The following is a 16,174-nucleotide window of genomic DNA, read 5'->3' as shown; positions in this document are numbered from 1 at the left end:
CTTCAGATCCCGGGGACGAGTCGGACGAGCAGGTCGATGAGGAAGATCCCGGCGAACGGCGTGACCACGCCGCCCAGGCCGTAGACCAGCAGGTTGCGGCGCAACAGCGGGGCCGCCGTCGACGGCCGGTAGCGCACGCCGCGCAGCGCGAGCGGGATCAGCGCGATGATGACCAGCGCGTTGAAGATCACCGCGGAGAGGATCGCCGACTGCGGTGTGGCCAGCCGCATGATGTTGAGGGCGTCCAGCTGCGGATACAGCGCCACGAACATCGCCGGCAGGATCGCGAAGTACTTCGCAAGGTCGTTGGCGATGCTGAACGTCGTCAGCGCACCCCGGGTGATCAGCAGCTGCTTGCCGATCTCGACGATGTCGATCAGCTTCGTCGGGTCCGAGTCGAGGTCGACCATGTTCCCGGCTTCCTTGGCCGCCGCCGTGCCGGTGTTCATCGCGACGCCGACGTCGGCCTGCGCGAGCGCGGGCGCGTCGTTCGTGCCGTCGCCGGTCATCGCGACCAGGCGCCCGCCCTCCTGCTCCTTCTTGATGAGCGCCATCTTGTCCTCGGGCGTTGCCTCGGCGAGGTGGTCGTCGACGCCGGCCTCCTGCGCGATCGCGCGGGCCGTCAGCGGGTTGTCCCCGGTGATCATCACGGTGCGGATGCCCATCGCGCGCAGCTCCGCGAACCGCTCGCGCATGCCCGGCTTCACCACGTCGGACAGCTGGATCACGCCGAGGACGCGCGCCGCGGCGCCGGCCCGCTCCGCGACGACGAGCGGCGTGCCGCCGTCCCCGCTGATGCGGTCGACGGTGGCGGCGACCTCGGGCGGCAGCGCGGCGTCCGTCCAGCGGGCCACCGCCGAGCTCGCCCCCTTTCGGATGCTGCGGCCGTCCAGGTCGAGCCCCGACATGCGGGTCTGCGCCGTGAACGGGACGAACTCGCCTGCCTCCTCGACCGGGTGCAGGCCGCGCTCCTTCTCGCACAGCTCGACGATGCTGCGGCCCTCGGGGGTCTCGTCGGCGAGGCTGGACAGCCGGGCGGCGGCGGCCAGCTCAGCTGCGCCCGTGCCGGGCGCCGGGTGCAGCACGGTCGCCCGCCGGTTCCCGAAGGTGATCGTGCCGGTCTTGTCGAGCAGCAGGGTGTCGACGTCCCCGGCGGCCTCCACCGCGCGCCCGGACGTGGCGAGGACGTTGCGCTGGACGAGCCGGTCCATGCCGGCGATGCCGATCGCCGACAGCAGTGCGCCGATCGTGGTCGGGATCAGGCAGACGAGCAGCGCCGTCAGCACGACCAGCGACTGCTGCGCACCGGAGTAGCCGGCCATCGGCTGCAGCGCCACGACGGCGAGCAGGAAGATGATCGTCAGCGTCGAGAGCAGGATCGTCAGCGCGATCTCGTTCGGCGTCTTCTGCCGCTCCGCGCCCTCGACGAGCGCGATCATGCGGTCGACGAACGACTCGCCCGGCGCGGTGGTGATCTCGACGACGATGCGGTCGGACAGCACGGTGGTGCCGCCGGTCACCGACGACCGGTCGCCGCCGGACTCGCGGATCACGGGGGCCGACTCACCGGTGATCGCCGACTCGTCGACCGTGGCGATGCCCTCGACGACGTCGCCATCGCCCGGGATCACCTCGCCCGCCTCCACGACGACCCGGTCGCCGATGCGCAGGGTGGGCGCGGGGACGTGCTCCTCGACCCCGCCGGGGCCGAGCCTGCGGGCGACGGTCTCGGTGCGGGTCCGGCGCAGGCTCGCGGCCTGGGCCTTGCCACGGCCCTCCGCAACCGCCTCCGCCAGGTTGGCGAACACGACGGTGAGCCACAGCCAGCCGGCGATCAGCCAGGCGAACACGCTCGGCTCGTTCCTGATCGCCTGGGCGATGGCGAGCCCGGTGACGAGCACCGAGCCGACCCAGACGACGAACATCACCGGGTTGCGCGGCTGCGTGCGCGGATCGAGCTTGCGCAGGGCCGCCGGCATCGACTGCCAGAGCTGGCGCGGGGAGAACGCGCCGGCCGTCACGCTGCGGCCGGTCCGCTGCGCGTGCAGCTCCTGGCGCTCGTGCCGGTCCAAAGTGGTACTCACGCGAGTGCCTCCGCGATGGGCCCGAGAGCCAGAGCAGGGAAGAAGGTGAGGGCGGCGACGAGGACGACCGTGCCGCCGACGAGCACGCCGAAGAGCGGCCCGTTCGTCGGGAACGTCCCGGCGCCGGGTTCGACGCGCTTCTGCGCGGCGAGCGAGCCGGCCAGCGCGAGCACGGCCAGGATCGGCACGAACCGGCCGAAGAGCATGGCGAGCGCGAGGGTGGACTGGAAGAACGGGCTCGTCACCGTCAGCCCGGCGAAGGCGCTGCCGTTGTTGTTGCCGGTCGAGGCGTACGCGTAGAGCACCTCCGACAGCCCGTGCTCGCCGGTGTTCGCCAGCGCGGACTCGAGCTCGCCCGGTTGCGCGAGCGCGGCTCCCGCGCCGATCAGGACCACCGTGGGCATCGCCAGCAGCGAGATCGCCGCGGCCGTCACCTGCGCGCGGCCGAGCTTCTTGCCCAGGTACTCCGGGGTGCGCCCGACCATCAGCCCCGCGAGGAACACGGCGATGACCGCGAGCACGAGGATCCCGTACAGGCCGGCGCCGACCCCGCCCGGCGCGACCTCGCCGAGCAGCATGTTCAGCAGGACGACGCCACCACCGAGGCCGGTGTAGCTGTCGTGCAGCGAGTTCACCGCCCCCGTCGAGGTGCCGGTCGTGGAGACGGCGAAGAGCACCGACGACGGGATGCCGAAGCGGACCTCCTTGCCCTCCGTCGCCGCCCCGGCCAGCAGCGTCGCCGGTCCGTTGGGGTGGGTCTCCGCCCACCAGGCGACCGCGAGCAGGCCGCCCCACAGGACGCCCATCACCGCGAGCAGGACGCCGCCCTGCCGGGTGTCGCGCACCATCACGCCGAACGCGCGCGTGAAGCACACCGGGATCACCAGGATCATGAAGATCTCCAGCAGGTTGCTGATCCCGTTCGGGTTCTCGAAGGGGTGCGCGGAGTTGCCGCCCCAGATGCCGCCGCCGTTCGTGCCCAGCTCCTTGATCGCCTCCTGCGAGGCGGCAGGCGCGAGCGCGATCGTGTTCTGCGCCCCGTCCACGCCGGTGACGTCGACGCCGGCCCGCAGGCTCATCGTCACGCCGAGGGCCACCAGCGCGATCGCCGCGACGAACGAGATCGGCAGCAGCACCCGGAAGGTGCCGCGGACGAGGTCGACCCAGAAGTTGCCGATCCGGTCGCTCGAGGCGCGGACGAACCCGCGCTGAAGCGCCGCCGCCACCCCCATCCCGACCGCGGCCGACACGAAGTTCTGCACGGTCAGGCCGGCCATCTGCACGAGGTGCCCCATGACCGTCTCGGGCACGTAGGACTGCCAGTTCGTGTTCGTCACGAACGACACCGCGGTGTTGAACGCGATGCCGGGATCGACCGGGCCCCGGTCGAGGCCGAGCGGGAGCAGCCCCTGCAGCCGCTGCAGCAGGTAGAGCAGCACGATCGACAGGAACGAGAACGCCAGCAACGCGGTGGCGTACCCCGTCCAGCGCTGCTCGGCGTCGGGGTCCACGCCGACCACGCGGTACACGGCCCGCTCCACCCGCCAGTGCCCGCCATCCGTGTAGACGGCCGCCAGGTGGTTCCCCAACGGCACGTACACCACCGCGAGGAGCAGCAGGAGAACGCCGAGCTGCGCCAGCCCGGCCGTCGTCGCGGACATCAGAACCGCTCCGGCCGGACGAGCGCGACGACCAGGTAGACGATCAGCGCGGCCGCGAGCAGCCCGCCGATCACGTTCTCGACGATCACAGCCGCTGCAACCCCCGCATCATCACGAGCAGCAGGGCGAAGCCGCCGATCAGCAGCAGCGCGTAGGCCAGGTCGGCCATTCCGGTCCTCCTCCGCCGCGTCCCCCTTGGGCGCGACGGCTGCAAGGATGCGACCGGTGGCGGGGCGGCGGCCGCGACCTTCACGGCTTCCTAACGGCGGTGTGCTGCGGCTCATCCCGACTTTCCGGCTCCGCTGGCCGCTCCCGCGCCCCAGGGCTGCATGATCAACGGATCGGTGCATTCACGGCCGCATCGAGGATGTTGACGAGTCGAGGCGATGCGGGCCCGATCCCGCGCGGTCACCGTGGATGGCCGGCGCGGCCGCTCGACGACCGAGCGCGGGATGTGACGTGGTCGACGGAGTGCGGTCGCAGGGCCTGCGGTAGGGCCGTCGTCACCCGTCGCAGGGGGCGGCCGCCTGGGGCCTCGCCGCGGTTCGGCTCTCGTGGGCGGGCCCGGTCACCTCGGGACGGGATGCCCTCCGGGTCTGTCTCGGTGGTCGTGGCCGGCACCTGGGTTGCGGCGGTCTCCCTTCGTCGGGGTGGTGGCTGGGTTGGGGTCACTACCGTTCCCCGGGGTGGCGTGGGCGGCCGTCCCCGACGTGGGGGCACGCCCGCTGGTGGACGAGACCGTCGCTGTCGGTTGCCTACGCCACTGTCCGGTGGTCCCGAACGCAGCACCGACCACCCGCCCAGAGCTACGTGCCGTCCCGGGGCTCCGCGGTCGAGTTGCCCGGGGCGCAGTGACTCGATGTCGAGCCGGTGGGCCCACGCGCGGAGCGGTTCCGCGGAACGCACCCCGGCTCTCGCCGCAGCCGTGATGCGGGTGGGGACGGGACCACCGGCTGGTCCGCGCGCACCCGGCAGCGACGGTCTCGTCGGGACCGGCGTGCGTGACAGCCAGGGACGGCCGGGACATGAACTGCACCCAGAGGCTGTTGCCAGATCCAGCCGCCGAGCAGCGGCCCGTGATCAGCGGTATCGGTTGTCCATAGTCGCAGCAACGACAATGTACACCCGATAACGGCAGGTCAGGGCGGCGATCAAGGGATCGTGGTCGCTGTTGAAGATCGACTAGCGACCATCTCCCCTTGATCGCCGAACACCGCCGTGGCCGATTCGGCAACACCCTCCCCATGAGGTCGACCTGATCATGCAAGTCGCAGGTGCGCCTCGGGAAGATTCGACATAACGGAACTCGCTGTTTAGCGATAGTGCCCTGCGCGTCACCGGGGTTACCGTCCCCTCGCCCGCCGCCCGAGGGAGGACGACCAGGTGCAGACCGGACACTGGCTCGGCATCGTCGCCGCGGCCGTACTGCTCACGACCTCCTGCTCCGGCGGCTCGGGGCCCGAGCAGGGCGCGGATGGCCTGACGACCTTGCGGATCGCCGAGACCGCGGGCGCACCGCTCTACTTCCTCACCTACGGGGACGAGCAGGGCTTCTTCACCGACAACGGCATCGACCTGGAGATCTCGTCCTCGGCCGGCGGGGCGACGGTGATCCCGCAGCTCGTGAGCGGCGACCTCGACGCCGCGGGCTCGAACATCGTGTCCGGCCTCATCGCGATCGAGCAGGGCCTGCCGATCCAGATGGTGGCGGCCGGGACGAGTACGTCGGAGGACCCCGCCCAGGACTTCTCCGCCCTGATGGTGCCTCAGGGCAGCCCGGCCCAGGGCATCGCCGACCTCGCGGGCCAACGGGTCGCCGTCAACAGCCTGCAGAACATCAACGAGATCGTGCTCGGCAACGAGCTGCAGCAGGCCGGCCTGACGCACGACGCGGTGCAGTTCGTGGAGATCCCCTTCCCGGAGATGGCGGCCGCCGTGGAGCGCGGCGACGTCGCCGCGGGCATGCTCATCGAGCCGTTCATCACGGTCGCCGAGGACCGCGGCCTGCGCATCATCGCCCGCCCGTACACGGATCTGCGTCCCGGCCTGCAGATCGGCACCTACCTCATGAACCGCGAGCTGGTGGCGTCCCAGCCGGAGCTGGTGCGGGGCTTCCAGCGCGCGGTCAAGGCCACCGGGGACGCCGTCGCCGCCGATCCTGCGGCGTTCCGCGAGGCACTGCCGCGCATCAGCGAGACGGATCCCGCGCTGGCCGAGCGGGTGCGGATCAACCTGTGGCGTGGCACGACCGACCGCGCGTCGTTGGAGCTGGTGATGGGGTTGATGGTCGACTACGGGCTGATCGACGCGCCCGTCGACCTGGACGCGGCCGTCGTGGGATAGCGCAGCCGCTCGTGCACCAGCTCGGCGCCGCGCAGCACCGCGGGGGCGAACGCGCGGATGGCGTCGGGATCGCCCATCCGGCTGCTCGGCGCGGCGACGCCGAGGCCGGCGAGCGGCTGGCCAGCCGTGTTGCGCAGGGCGGCCGCGACGGCGCAGACCCCCTCGGTCGACTCCTCCCAGTTCAGCGCGTACCCCTCCGCGCGGATCCGGGTGATCTCGGCCCAAAGGGTGGCGCGGTCGGTGAGCGCCGCGTCCGTCGTGGCAGCCGGGAGGGTCTCGTCGGGGTAGCGCCGATGGAGGTCGGCGTCCGGCAACCCGGCGAGGATCGCCTTGCCGACGGCGGAGGCGTGCGCGGGGCGGACCACCCCGGTGCGGTTGCCGACGCGCACCGAGCGCGGGCTCTCCGCGCAGTCGACGAACCGGATCGTGGTTCCTTCCAGCACGGCGAGGCTGACCGTCTCCCGCGTCTCCTCGCGCAGCTCGTCGAGGACCGGCCGGGCCACCCGCCGGATGTCGATCTTGTTGACGGCGGCGAGCCCGATCTCCACGAGCGCGGGCCCGGGCCGGTACGCCCCGTTCGGCCGGTCCTGCATCACGAACCCGCGCCGCCGCAGCGCCGTGAGCAACCGGTGTGCGGTGGACCGGGCGACCCCCAGCAGCTCGGCGGCTTCGGCCACCCGCAACGCCTGGCGCTCGCCGACCAGCTCCAGCAGCCGAAGCGCGTTGTCGACCGACGTGGTGGTCGGACCGAGTTGCTCGTTCGGCATGCCGGAACTCTAGCCGACAGACTTCTCGGCTGATGGAATTTCCCTCTAGCCTCGGGTGCATGACCTGGCACTCCGCAACCGCCGCGCCGGTGAGCCGGGACCGGCCGATCGCCGTGATCGGTGCCGGCCCCGTCGGCATGACGGCCGCGGCCGCGCTGGCAGCCGCCGACCTGCCCGTCGTCCTCGTCGAGCTCTCGCCGAGCCCGCAGCCGGACTGGCGGGCGAGCACGTTCCACGCCGCCACGCTGGAGCTGCTCGAGACGATCGGGATCACCGACCGCATGCACGCCGAAGGCCTGGTCGTCCCCACATTCCAGTTCCGCGACCGCCGCGACGGGTTGATCGCGGAGTTCGACTTCGGCCTGCTCGCCGACGAGACGCGCTACCCGCACCGGCTGCAGCTCAACCAGCAGCACCTCGTCCGCATGCTCGCCGAGCGACTCGAAGGCGACGACCGGGTGCGGATGCGGTTCGGCACCCGCCTGACCGGCCTCGAGATCGAGCGCGACGGGGCCCGCCTCGCCGTGAGCGGCCCGGACGGCGCGGACGAGATCCGCGCGTCCTACGTCATCGGCGCGGACGGGCCGCGCAGCACGGTGCGCTCGGCCCTCCGCGTGGCGTTCGACGGGTTCACCTACCCGGAGCGGTTCGCGATCACCAGCACGCCCGTCGACCTGCAGGAGCTCCTGCCGGACCTCGGCCACGTCAACTACGTCGCCGATCCCGAGGAGTGGCTGTTCATCCTGCGCACGCCCGAGTCGTGGCGGGTGCTGTGGCCGGTGCCCGCCACCTGCTCCGCGGACGAGGCGAGCGACCCCGAGCGGCTGCAGCAGGAGCTGCAGGGCGTCGCCCCCTACCCGGCCGGCTACCCCGTGATCGACCACCAGGTCTACGGCGTGCACCAGCGGGTGGCCGCGGCGTTCCGGGTGGGTCCGGTGCTGCTCGCCGGCGACGCCGCCCACATCAACTCCCCGATCGGCGGGGTGGGGCTCAACTCGGGCATCCACGACGCGATGGACGCGGCGCGCCGACTCGCGCGCATCGCCGCCGACCCGGCCACCGACGCCGAGGCCGAGCTGGCCGCGTACGACCGGGTGCGCCGCACGGTGGCGGTGGAGTACGTGCAGGCCGACACTCAACGCAACACCGATCGGCTGCGCGAGACCGACGACGCCGTGCGCCACCGGAACCGGGACGAGATGCGGGCGATCGCCACCGATCCGGTGCGGGCACGGGCCTACATCAGGCGTGTGTCACTGCTGGAGAGCGTGCGACGCTTCGGTGTCGGCACACCACCGCTCGAGATGGAGGGATCGCGATGACCACCCACGTGGAGACCCGGCTGGAGGAGCTCTACCGCGACCTCGACGCCGTCGACCTCCAGCCCTTGTGGACGATCACCGAGCAGCTGCTCACCCCGACCCCGCGGCCGCGGGCCGTGCCGTGGCTCTGGTCGGCCGCCACGATGAAGCCCCTCGCCCGCCGCGCGATCCAGCTGGTGCCGGTGGAGCGTGGCGGCGAGCGGCGCGTGCTCAGCCTGCGCAACCCCGGGATCGACGGCCTCCCCTACGCCGTCGGCACGCTGTGGGGCGCGCTGCAGTGCCTCGGCCCGCACGAGACCGCGCCCGCCCACCGCCACTCCCCCGGCGCCATCCGGTTCGTCCTGGAGGGCGAGGGCGTCTACACCACCGTCGACGGCGACGCCTGCGACATGCACCCCGGCGACCTCGTGCTCACACCGTCGATGAACTGGCACGACCACGTCAACAGCGGCGACGGGGAGATGTTCTGGTTCGACGGACTAGACCTGCCGATGGTCGCCGCCCTCGACAGCATCTTCTTCGAGCCCTACCCCGGCCCCGGGGACAGCCAGCCGGAGCCCGCCGAGCACAACGCCTCGGAACGCGCCTACGCCGGTGGCACCCGCTACGCCGACGGGGCCGTGACCGGCGCGCTCAGCCCGGCCCACTCGAAGCTGATGGTGTACCGCTGGGCCGACACCGCCGCGCAGCTCGACCGGTTGGCCGCGGCGTCGGACGAGCCGCTGCTGTCGGTCGAGTACGCCGACCCGGAGACCGGTGCGAGCGTCATGCCCACCCTCGCGTGCTCGGCACAGCGGATCCGTGGACGCAGCCTGCCGGTGCGGCGCACCGGCGGCGCCGTGCACGTCGTGTTCGCGGGCCACGGCTCGTCCGTGATCGAGGGGCAGCGCTTCGACTGGGGACCGGGCGACATGTTCGCCGTGCCGTCGTGGGCGGCCGCCGAGCACGCGTCGGACGGGCAGGCGGAGCTGTTCGTGCTCTCCGACGCGCCGGTGCTGCGCGCGCTCGGCCTCTACCGGGAGGAGACGCTCCCGGCCGGCCAGACCGTCACGTCCGTGTTCACCCCCCGGGAGAACTCGTGAAGCTCGCCCTCTTCGACGACAACCGGCTGGGGGTCGTCACCCCCGAGGACGGGATCGTCGACGTCACGGACGCCCTGCCCGGCCCGCACGATCCCGACCCGCTCACCGCGGGCTGGTGGCGCGGCCTGTGCCGGGACTTCGCGACGCTCTCCGGGGCGCTCCGCGCCGCGGCCGAGACCGGCCCGGCGCGGCCGGTGGCCGACGTCGCCCTGCGGGCCCCGGTGCTCGGGCCGTCGAAGGTGGTTGCCGCGGCGATGAACTACGGCGAGCACGTCACCGAGATGCACGAGGTCCAGGAACGCACGCTCGGCGGCGTCGAGTCGTGGATGATGAACTTCGACGTGTTCCTCAAGTCGCCGTCGTCGATCGTCGGCCCGGGCGCCACCGTCGCGCTCCCGCCCGGCGCGGTGGCCGCCGGGCACGAGGTGCACCACGAGTCCGAGCTGGTCGTGGTGATCGGCAGCGGTGGGAAGGACATCCCGGTCGAGAAGGCCATGGACGCGGTGCTCGGGTTCACCGCCGGCCTCGACATGACCGTCCGGAGCGCCGCCGACCGCTCCCGCCGCAAGAGCTACGACGGGTTCAGCCCGCTGGGCCCGTGGATCGTCACCACCGACGAGATCGGGGACGGTTCGGACCTGGACATCCGCCTGACGTGCGCGGGCACCGTCCGGCAGGCGGTGAACACCCGCGACATGCTCACGCCGGTGCCCGCGATCGTCGCCTACGCGTCGTCGGTGATGCCGCTCCTGCCGGGCGACGTGCTGTTCACCGGCGCCCCGCCCGGCGTCGGGCCGATCGCCGCGGGCGAGCGGCTGGAGATGACGATCAGCCGGATCGGGTCGATGTCGGTGACGATCGCCTGACCGATCCGGCGACCATCCCGGCCACCGCGAGCCAGGCGGCCGCACCGAGCCCGGCCAGCACGTGCACGCCGTGGACGAACGCGACGGGCGCAGTAGGCGCTCCCGCCACGGCGCCGAAGACCGCGACGCCGAGGGCCGTGCCGGTCTGCCGGGCGGTGTTGTTGATGCCGCTGGCCAGCCCGGACCGCTCCGGGGGCACGGCCGACATCGCGGCCGTCACCACCGGGGCGGTGAACAGGCCCGCACCGATCCCGATCCCGGCGAGCGCCGGCAGCAGCGCCAGGTAGCCGCTCTCCGGCTCGACCAGCGCGAAGCCGGCGGCGCCGAGCGCGGCGACCAGCGCCCCGATGACGAGCGGCGGGCGGGGGCCGAACCGGGCGGCCAGCCGCCCGGCGACCGGTGCGAGGAACGCCAGCGGCACGAACATCGGCAGCAGCGCGACGCCCGCGGCGACCGGCCCCCGGTGCTGGACGCCCTGCAGGTGAAGCGTCGTGACGAAGAGCGACCCGTTGACGACGAGGTTCATCGAACCGGCCGCGAGGTTCGGCCCGACGAACGCGGGCCGGCGCAGCAGATCGAGCGGCAGCATCGGGGCGCCCGCGTGCCGCTCGCGCACCACGAACCCGGCCCCGCAGACCAGCGCCACGACCAGGCCTGCGACCGTCAGCGGCCGGAACCCGTGCTCGCCCGCGTCGATGACGGTGAACACCGCGGCCGCCAGGCCGACCGCGGCCAGCGCGGCGCCCGGGCCGTCGCCGCCGCGTCCGGGCCGCGCGGTACCCGCGGGGACCAGCCGCGGGACGGCGACGAGCGCCGCGAGCACCACGGGGACGCTCGCCAGGAAGACCAGCCGCCAGCCGCCGGCCGCCACCAGGAACCCGCCGAGCAACGGCCCGGCGGGCAACGCGAGCGACGACACGCCCGCCCAGATCCCGAGGGCCCTGGCCCGCGCCGCACGGTCCGGGAATGCCTCGGTGATCACCGCGAGGCTGCCGGGCAGCAGCAGGGCCGCACCGACGCCCTGCGCGGCACGGGCCGCGATGAGCATGCCGGGCCCGGTCGCCAGCCCGCAGGCCGCCGACGCCACCCCGAAGACCCCGAGCCCGGCGAGCACCACGCGGCGGTGCCCGATCCGGTCGCCGACCGTGCCGCCGGTCAGGAGCAGGGCGGCGAGGGAGACGGCGTAGGCGTCGACGATCCACTGCGTGGCGGCGGGGTAGGCCCCCAGCGCGGTCGCGATCGACGGGAGCGCGACGTTGACGACGGTGACGTCGAGCAGCACCAGGAACATTCCGACGCACATCGTCGCGAGCACGGCCATGGGCCCAGGTTCGCCCGCCGACAGTTCAGCGGCGCCCGAAGTGTCGCCGCGCGACACTGGTGGCATGACCCATGTCCGCGGTGAGCGCGACGTCGCGGCGGTCGCACGGCTCTTCGGCGATCCCGCCCGGGCGCGCATCCTCATGGCGCTGGCCGACGGACGGTCGCTCGCCGCGTCCGTGCTCGCGGAGGAGGCGGGGGTCTCGCCGTCGGCGACCAGCGGCCACCTGGCCCAGCTGCGCGAGGCGGACCTCGTCGTCGTCGAGCGGTCCGGACGGCACCGCTACCACCGGCTCGCCCGCAGCGAGGTCGCGGAGGCGCTCGAAGCGCTCGCCACGCTCGCGCCCGCCCAGCCGATCCGGTCCCTGCGCCAGCACACCCGCGCCGCGGCGCTGCGCGAGGCCCGCACCTGCTACGACCACCTCGCGGGCCGCACCGGCGTCGAGGTGACGGCCGCGCTCGTCGCCCGCGGCGCCCTCGAGACCACCGACGGCGTGCCCGACACCCGCCGCCGCGACGGCGACGCCCTCTCCAAGCCGCTGCCCACCCACCCCTACCTGCTCGGCCCGGAGGCGGCACCCGTGCTGGGCGCGCTCGGCGTCGATCTCGACGGGCTCCGGGCCCAGCCGTCCCGGCGGCCCCTGCTGCGCTTCTGCCTCGACTGGAGCGAGCAGCGCCACCACCTCGGCGGGCGGCTCGGCGCGGCCCTGCTCACGGCGCTCGTCGACCGCGGCTGGGTCACCACGACCCGCAGGCGCCGGGTCCTCGACCTCACCGAGAACGGCGCCCGCGCACTCCACGACGAGCTGGGGATCGCGGTCTGATCGCTCAGGCGGCGTGCACGAGCTGCCGCGCGTGCCGGCCCCGGGACGGGACACGGCGGCGGGCGGCCGCGATCGTCAGCGCCGCCAGCAACGCGGTCACGGCCACCGTCGCGCCGAACGCGGTCCAGGTGGCGGCGTCGGGGTGCACGAGCGACTGGCCGCGCAGGGCCTGCCAGGCGGTGGTGCCGAAGATCCCCGCGTAACCCAGGATGACGACCCCGGTCAGCTGCGCGCGCACGCGCTCGCTCCGCAGCCACGCCACGCGGGTCGCGAGGGCGGTGAGCACCAGCACGGCGAGCACGAAGACCTGGATGGCGTGCAGGCCGATGAAGTGCGGGACGCGCAGGTCGCCGCCCTGGGTGCTCCAGTTCGTGATCGGCATGCCGGCACCGTCGGGCGCGCCGACGCCGTGCGCGCCCCCCAGCGTGACCGGCCGGCCGTAGGCGTCCTCGACCGTCCGCTCCCCGCCGGAGCCGGCGATGAAGAACGCCACGCCCATCCCGATGACGGCCAGCCCGATCCCGGCACGCAGCGACCAGGTGAGTGCCCGCTCGCCGACCTGTTGGAACAGCAGCATCACGGCGATCACCAGGCTCGCCCCGAACAATCCGAGCACCCCGGACATGAAGATCTGCTGGCCGATCACGTTGACGGGGTCGGTGTTGGTGTTGAAGTGGCTGAACGTGCCCCGGGCAGCCTGGAGAGCGATGAACCCGACGTCGACGAGGCCGGTGACCGCGAAGACGGTGCCGAGGGTCCACATCGTCCGCCGCGCCCTGCGCAGCTTCGGCAGCATCCAGGCGAGCGTCACGCCGTACAGGACGAACGACACCCCGAACTTGAACGGCTTCGCCCAGATCGACTCGTTGATGAGCTCGCGATCGTCGACGACGAGACCGACGCCCGCGACGACGACCAGGCAGGCCATCGCGGCCGCCATGATCATGAGCGGCCGGTGCCACGACCGGACCTCGGAGACGGTGATGGACAAGGGATCCCCCAGCTGAAGCGACCAGTTCGACCGGAGCCAATGCTGGTTCGACCGAGCCAGAAGATCACTGGAGCGCACCGGCGTCCCGGGGGTGGGGAGAACCCCCGCCCAGCGCCGGCCCGACGTGCACGGTGGCCGCGACCAGCCTGGGCACCTCGTGCAGCAGCCCGTGCCGGACGGCGGTGGCGATGTCGTGCCCCGCCACGACGCCCAGGCCGGCGTCGACCGCGATCCCGACCTCCGCGCGCACCCGGTGCCCCGACCAGCGCAGCCGCAGCTCTTCCACCGCCACGACGCCCGGGACGGCGCGGACGGCGGCCTCCGCCGTGTCGACGAGGCCGGGGTCGACGGCGTCCATGAGCCGGCGGTAGATGTCGACGGCCGCGCCGCGCAGCACCACGAGGATCGCGACCGTGATCAGCAACCCGACGATCGGGTCGGCGAGCGGGAACCCGGCGAGGACACCGAGCGCGGCCCCGACCACCGCGAGCGAGGTGAACCCGTCGGTGCGGGCGTGCAGGCCGTCGGCCACCAGCGCCGCCGACCCGATGCGCCGCCCCACCCGGATGCGGTGGACCGCGACGACCTCGTTGCCGACGAAACCGATCAGCCCCGCCGCGAGCACGAACCCGACGTTCTCGAGCGGCCGCGGCTCCACGAGCCGCTGGATCGACTCGTACCCCGCGACCGCGGCGGACAGCGCGATCATCGCCAGGATGAAGACCCCGGCGAGGTCCTCGGCACGCCCGTAACCGTAGGTGTAGCGGCGCGTGGCCGCGCGGCGGCCGAGCACGAACGCGATCCACAGCGGCACCGCCGTCAACGCGTCGGAGAAGTTGTGGATCGTATCGGCCAGGAGCGCCGTGGAGCCGGACACCAGCACGACCGCCAGCTGCGCCAGCGCCGTGACCCCGAGCACGAGCAGGCTGATCTTCAGCGCGCGAACGCCCTCAGCACTCGCCGCGAGCGCCGCGTCGATCGAGTCGGCGTGGCCGTGGCCGTGACCGTGACCGTGCGATTTCACGGCCCCGAATCTCCAGCAGCCCGCGACAGTTCGCAAGGAAATCGCGATGATGCAAGAACCTTGCACTCAATCCTTTTCCGCAGGTGCACTTCCGGTGTTTTCGACACTGCTGATCAGCAAGGCGAGTTGCTCGGCGTAGCGCTCGACGAGCTCGGGCGAGCTCGCGTCGGCGCCGAACAGGCCGCGGGCCAGGTGCGGGTAGACGGCCAGGGCGTTGGCCGCGCTCAGCGTGATGAGGTGCAGCACGGCCGGGTCGAACCGGTCGTCGATCTCGCCCGCCCGCTGACGCTGCCGGATCGCCTCGACCTCGTGCCGCAGACGCGCGTTGCGCTCCCGCGCCTCCTCGGCGTTCGGGTCGTCCTCACCGGTGTCGGCGAGGCCGTCCCAGGCCAGCAGGCGCCCACCCAGGTTCTCGACGCTCGCGCGCACGTACCTCGCCACGAACTCGGCGATCGGCAGCTCGTCGGGAATGGCCTCCGCCTCGAACGCGCGCCACCGCCGGCCCATCTCGCGGTACAGGCCTTCCTTGCCGTCGAAGTAGTACGCGATGAGCTGCTGGTTCACCCCGGCCCGCGCGGCGATCTCGGACACCCGGGCCCCGGCGAACCCCTTGGCCGCGAACTCCGCGGTGGCGGCCTCCAGGATGCGCGCCTTCGTGCGCTCCGGGTCGCGCTGCCGCTCGTGCGGAGCCGGAGCCCGGCGCCCCCTGCTCGTGGTCACCCACGGCATTCTGCCGAAGAAAGTTCTCCCTGACCTGTCGGTGGGGGCGCGGGGACGGGACCGCCGTACGTGCCTTGACAGCTATATAACCATCGCGGCATGCTCGTGGCCATGACAGACCACGGCAACTTCATCGACTTCGACGGCCGGCCCGCGGTGCGGTTCGAGCGCACCTACGCGCACGGGCCGGAGCGCGTCTGGACGGCGATCACCGATCCGGGCGAGCTCACCCACTGGTTCCCCGCGAAGGTCTCCCTGGAGCCTCACGCCGGAGGAACCATCGACTTCACCGACGACCCCAACATCGACCCGAGGTCGGGCACGATCCTCGCGTTCGACCCGCCGCACCGGCTCTCCTACACGTGGGGCACCGACGAACTGCACTTCCGGCTGGAGCCCACCGGCACCGGCGGATCCACGCTGACGTTCGTCAACGTGCTGGAAGCGCGCGACTCGGCCGCGCGCACCGCCGCAGGCTGGACGGTCTGCCTCGCCGAACTCGACAAGCACGTCTCCGGCGCGCTGGCCGACGGCCCCCACAGCGCCACAGCCGAACCGTGGCAGCCGCACTACGACGGCTACGTGGCCGCCGGCATGCCCGCCGGCGCACCGATCCCGAGCCGCTGAGGTCGCATGAAGGCCGCGAGAACCACGGGTGAGGTCTTCCACATGATCACGGAGTGCGGTCACCGATATTCGATCTTTCTCGCGTGGGCGAGCCCGGTCGCCTCGGGAATCGATGCCCCTCGACCCCCGCCGGGGTTTCGCGCGCGGCCGTCCCGTTCGCGTCGATCCTCGCGTGCGGGGGGTGGCCGGGTTGGGAGCACTACCGAATACCGTAGGCGCCCCGGCAGCCGTCCCCGCCTGTCCGGCACGCCCGTTCCCGACTTCATCCTCGGCCGGGTGCCCACGCAACTATCCTGTGGTCCCGAAACGGCGCCGGACATCACCACAAGATCGTTGCCATCCACCGCGTTCCGCGGAACGCGGAATTGTCGGACCCCGATGCCATCCTTGGGTTCAACAACAATCCGAACTCAGGAGGCTCCCCATGTCCACTGCCACGATCATTCCGCTCGCCGCCCCGATGGACGGGATGAGCACCGATGATCTGGAATCGGAGTTGTTGGGGTTGGCCGGGCACATCGCCGCCGCCGAATGCCGCTTCCT

15 protein-coding genes are annotated in these 16,174 nt (G+C 72.7%); 6 read left to right on the top strand and 9 right to left on the bottom strand.

Features of this window, described 5'->3' with window-relative positions; all coding sequences use genetic code 11:
• Positions 1–2: 2 nt before the first annotated feature.
• The 4 genes from kdpB to ACU436_RS33970 are packed head-to-tail and all read right to left on the bottom strand — an operon-like array spanning position 3 to position 3,998.
• The gene (kdpB, locus tag ACU436_RS33985; protein ID WP_459031370.1) at positions 3–2,072 is read right to left on the bottom strand and encodes a potassium-transporting ATPase subunit KdpB; all 2,070 of its coding nucleotides are present in this window, start codon (positions 2,070–2,072) and stop codon (positions 3–5) included.
• Positions 2,073–2,080: 8 nt separating this feature from the next.
• Positions 2,081–3,745, bottom strand: a complete 1,665-nt coding sequence (gene kdpA / locus ACU436_RS33980) for a potassium-transporting ATPase subunit KdpA (RefSeq protein ID WP_459031159.1) — start codon at positions 3,743–3,745, stop codon at positions 2,081–2,083.
• Positions 3,745–3,834 (bottom strand): K(+)-transporting ATPase subunit F, encoded by a 90-nt coding sequence (gene kdpF, locus ACU436_RS33975; RefSeq protein WP_345610795.1) that lies wholly within the window; start codon positions 3,832–3,834, stop codon positions 3,745–3,747. The genes kdpA and kdpF overlap by 1 nt, the downstream gene beginning before the upstream one ends.
• On the bottom strand, positions 3,831–3,998 hold the full coding sequence (locus tag ACU436_RS33970) for a hypothetical protein (RefSeq protein ID WP_459031158.1): 168 nt from the start codon (positions 3,996–3,998) through the stop codon (positions 3,831–3,833). Before ACU436_RS33970 ends, kdpF begins: the two co-directional genes overlap by 4 nt.
• Before the next feature lie 1,130 nt (positions 3,999–5,128).
• Here ACU436_RS33970 and ACU436_RS33965 point away from each other — a divergent pair.
• Positions 5,129–6,088, top strand: a complete 960-nt coding sequence (locus tag ACU436_RS33965) for an ABC transporter substrate-binding protein (RefSeq protein WP_459031157.1) — start codon at positions 5,129–5,131, stop codon at positions 6,086–6,088.
• Here the strand turns inward: ACU436_RS33965 and ACU436_RS33960 are convergent.
• Positions 6,037–6,855, bottom strand: coding sequence for an IclR family transcriptional regulator (locus ACU436_RS33960; protein WP_459031156.1), 819 nt, complete (start codon positions 6,853–6,855; stop codon positions 6,037–6,039). The genes ACU436_RS33965 and ACU436_RS33960 overlap by 52 nt on opposite strands.
• Before the next feature lie 59 nt (positions 6,856–6,914).
• Here ACU436_RS33960 and ACU436_RS33955 point away from each other — a divergent pair, with 59 nt between their 5' ends.
• The 3 genes from ACU436_RS33955 to ACU436_RS33945 are packed head-to-tail and all read left to right on the top strand — an operon-like array spanning position 6,915 to position 10,125.
• The gene (locus tag ACU436_RS33955; protein WP_459031155.1) at positions 6,915–8,177 is read left to right on the top strand and encodes an FAD-dependent oxidoreductase; all 1,263 of its coding nucleotides are present in this window, start codon (positions 6,915–6,917) and stop codon (positions 8,175–8,177) included.
• Positions 8,174–9,259 (top strand): cupin domain-containing protein, encoded by a 1,086-nt coding sequence (locus ACU436_RS33950; RefSeq protein ID WP_459031154.1) that lies wholly within the window; start codon positions 8,174–8,176, stop codon positions 9,257–9,259. The genes ACU436_RS33955 and ACU436_RS33950 overlap by 4 nt, the downstream gene beginning before the upstream one ends.
• Entirely contained in the window at positions 9,256–10,125 is an 870-nt protein-coding gene (locus ACU436_RS33945; protein WP_459031153.1) for a fumarylacetoacetate hydrolase family protein, read from the top strand. Before ACU436_RS33950 ends, ACU436_RS33945 begins: the two co-directional genes overlap by 4 nt.
• On the opposite strand, the gene ACU436_RS33940 is transcribed toward ACU436_RS33945, so the two are convergent.
• Positions 10,088–11,446, bottom strand: coding sequence for an MFS transporter (locus tag ACU436_RS33940; RefSeq protein WP_459031152.1), 1,359 nt, complete (start codon positions 11,444–11,446; stop codon positions 10,088–10,090). The two genes, ACU436_RS33945 and ACU436_RS33940, sit on opposite strands and share 38 nt — an antisense overlap.
• 64 nt (positions 11,447–11,510) lie before the next feature.
• On the opposite strand from ACU436_RS33940, the gene ACU436_RS33935 reads away from it, so the two are divergent.
• Positions 11,511–12,269: an ArsR/SmtB family transcription factor gene (locus ACU436_RS33935; RefSeq protein WP_459031151.1), complete on the top strand. Its 759-nt coding sequence runs from the start codon at positions 11,511–11,513 to the stop codon at positions 12,267–12,269.
• Positions 12,270–12,273: 4 nt separating this feature from the next.
• Here the strand turns inward: ACU436_RS33935 and ACU436_RS33930 are convergent, their stop codons facing one another.
• The 3 genes from ACU436_RS33930 to ACU436_RS33920 form a co-directional block, all read right to left on the bottom strand.
• Entirely contained in the window at positions 12,274–13,260 is a 987-nt protein-coding gene (locus ACU436_RS33930; protein WP_459031150.1) for a hypothetical protein, read from the bottom strand.
• A gap of 64 nt (positions 13,261–13,324) precedes the next feature.
• Positions 13,325–14,284 (bottom strand): cation diffusion facilitator family transporter, encoded by a 960-nt coding sequence (locus tag ACU436_RS33925; protein WP_459031148.1) that lies wholly within the window; start codon positions 14,282–14,284, stop codon positions 13,325–13,327.
• A gap of 66 nt (positions 14,285–14,350) precedes the next feature.
• Positions 14,351–15,004, bottom strand: a complete 654-nt coding sequence (locus tag ACU436_RS33920; RefSeq protein WP_459031147.1) for a TetR/AcrR family transcriptional regulator — start codon at positions 15,002–15,004, stop codon at positions 14,351–14,353.
• Positions 15,005–15,115: 111 nt separating this feature from the next.
• Between ACU436_RS33920 and ACU436_RS33915 the strand changes: the two genes are divergently transcribed.
• Positions 15,116–15,631, top strand: a complete 516-nt coding sequence (locus ACU436_RS33915; RefSeq protein ID WP_459031146.1) for an SRPBCC family protein — start codon at positions 15,116–15,118, stop codon at positions 15,629–15,631.
• The last annotated feature ends 543 nt before the right edge of the window (positions 15,632–16,174 follow it).

It is taken from the genome of Pseudonocardia wallangbongensis, from assembly GCF_054486945.1.
The sequence above is the reverse complement of the archived record's forward strand: the minus strand, read 5'-3'. Positions and strand labels throughout refer to the sequence as shown.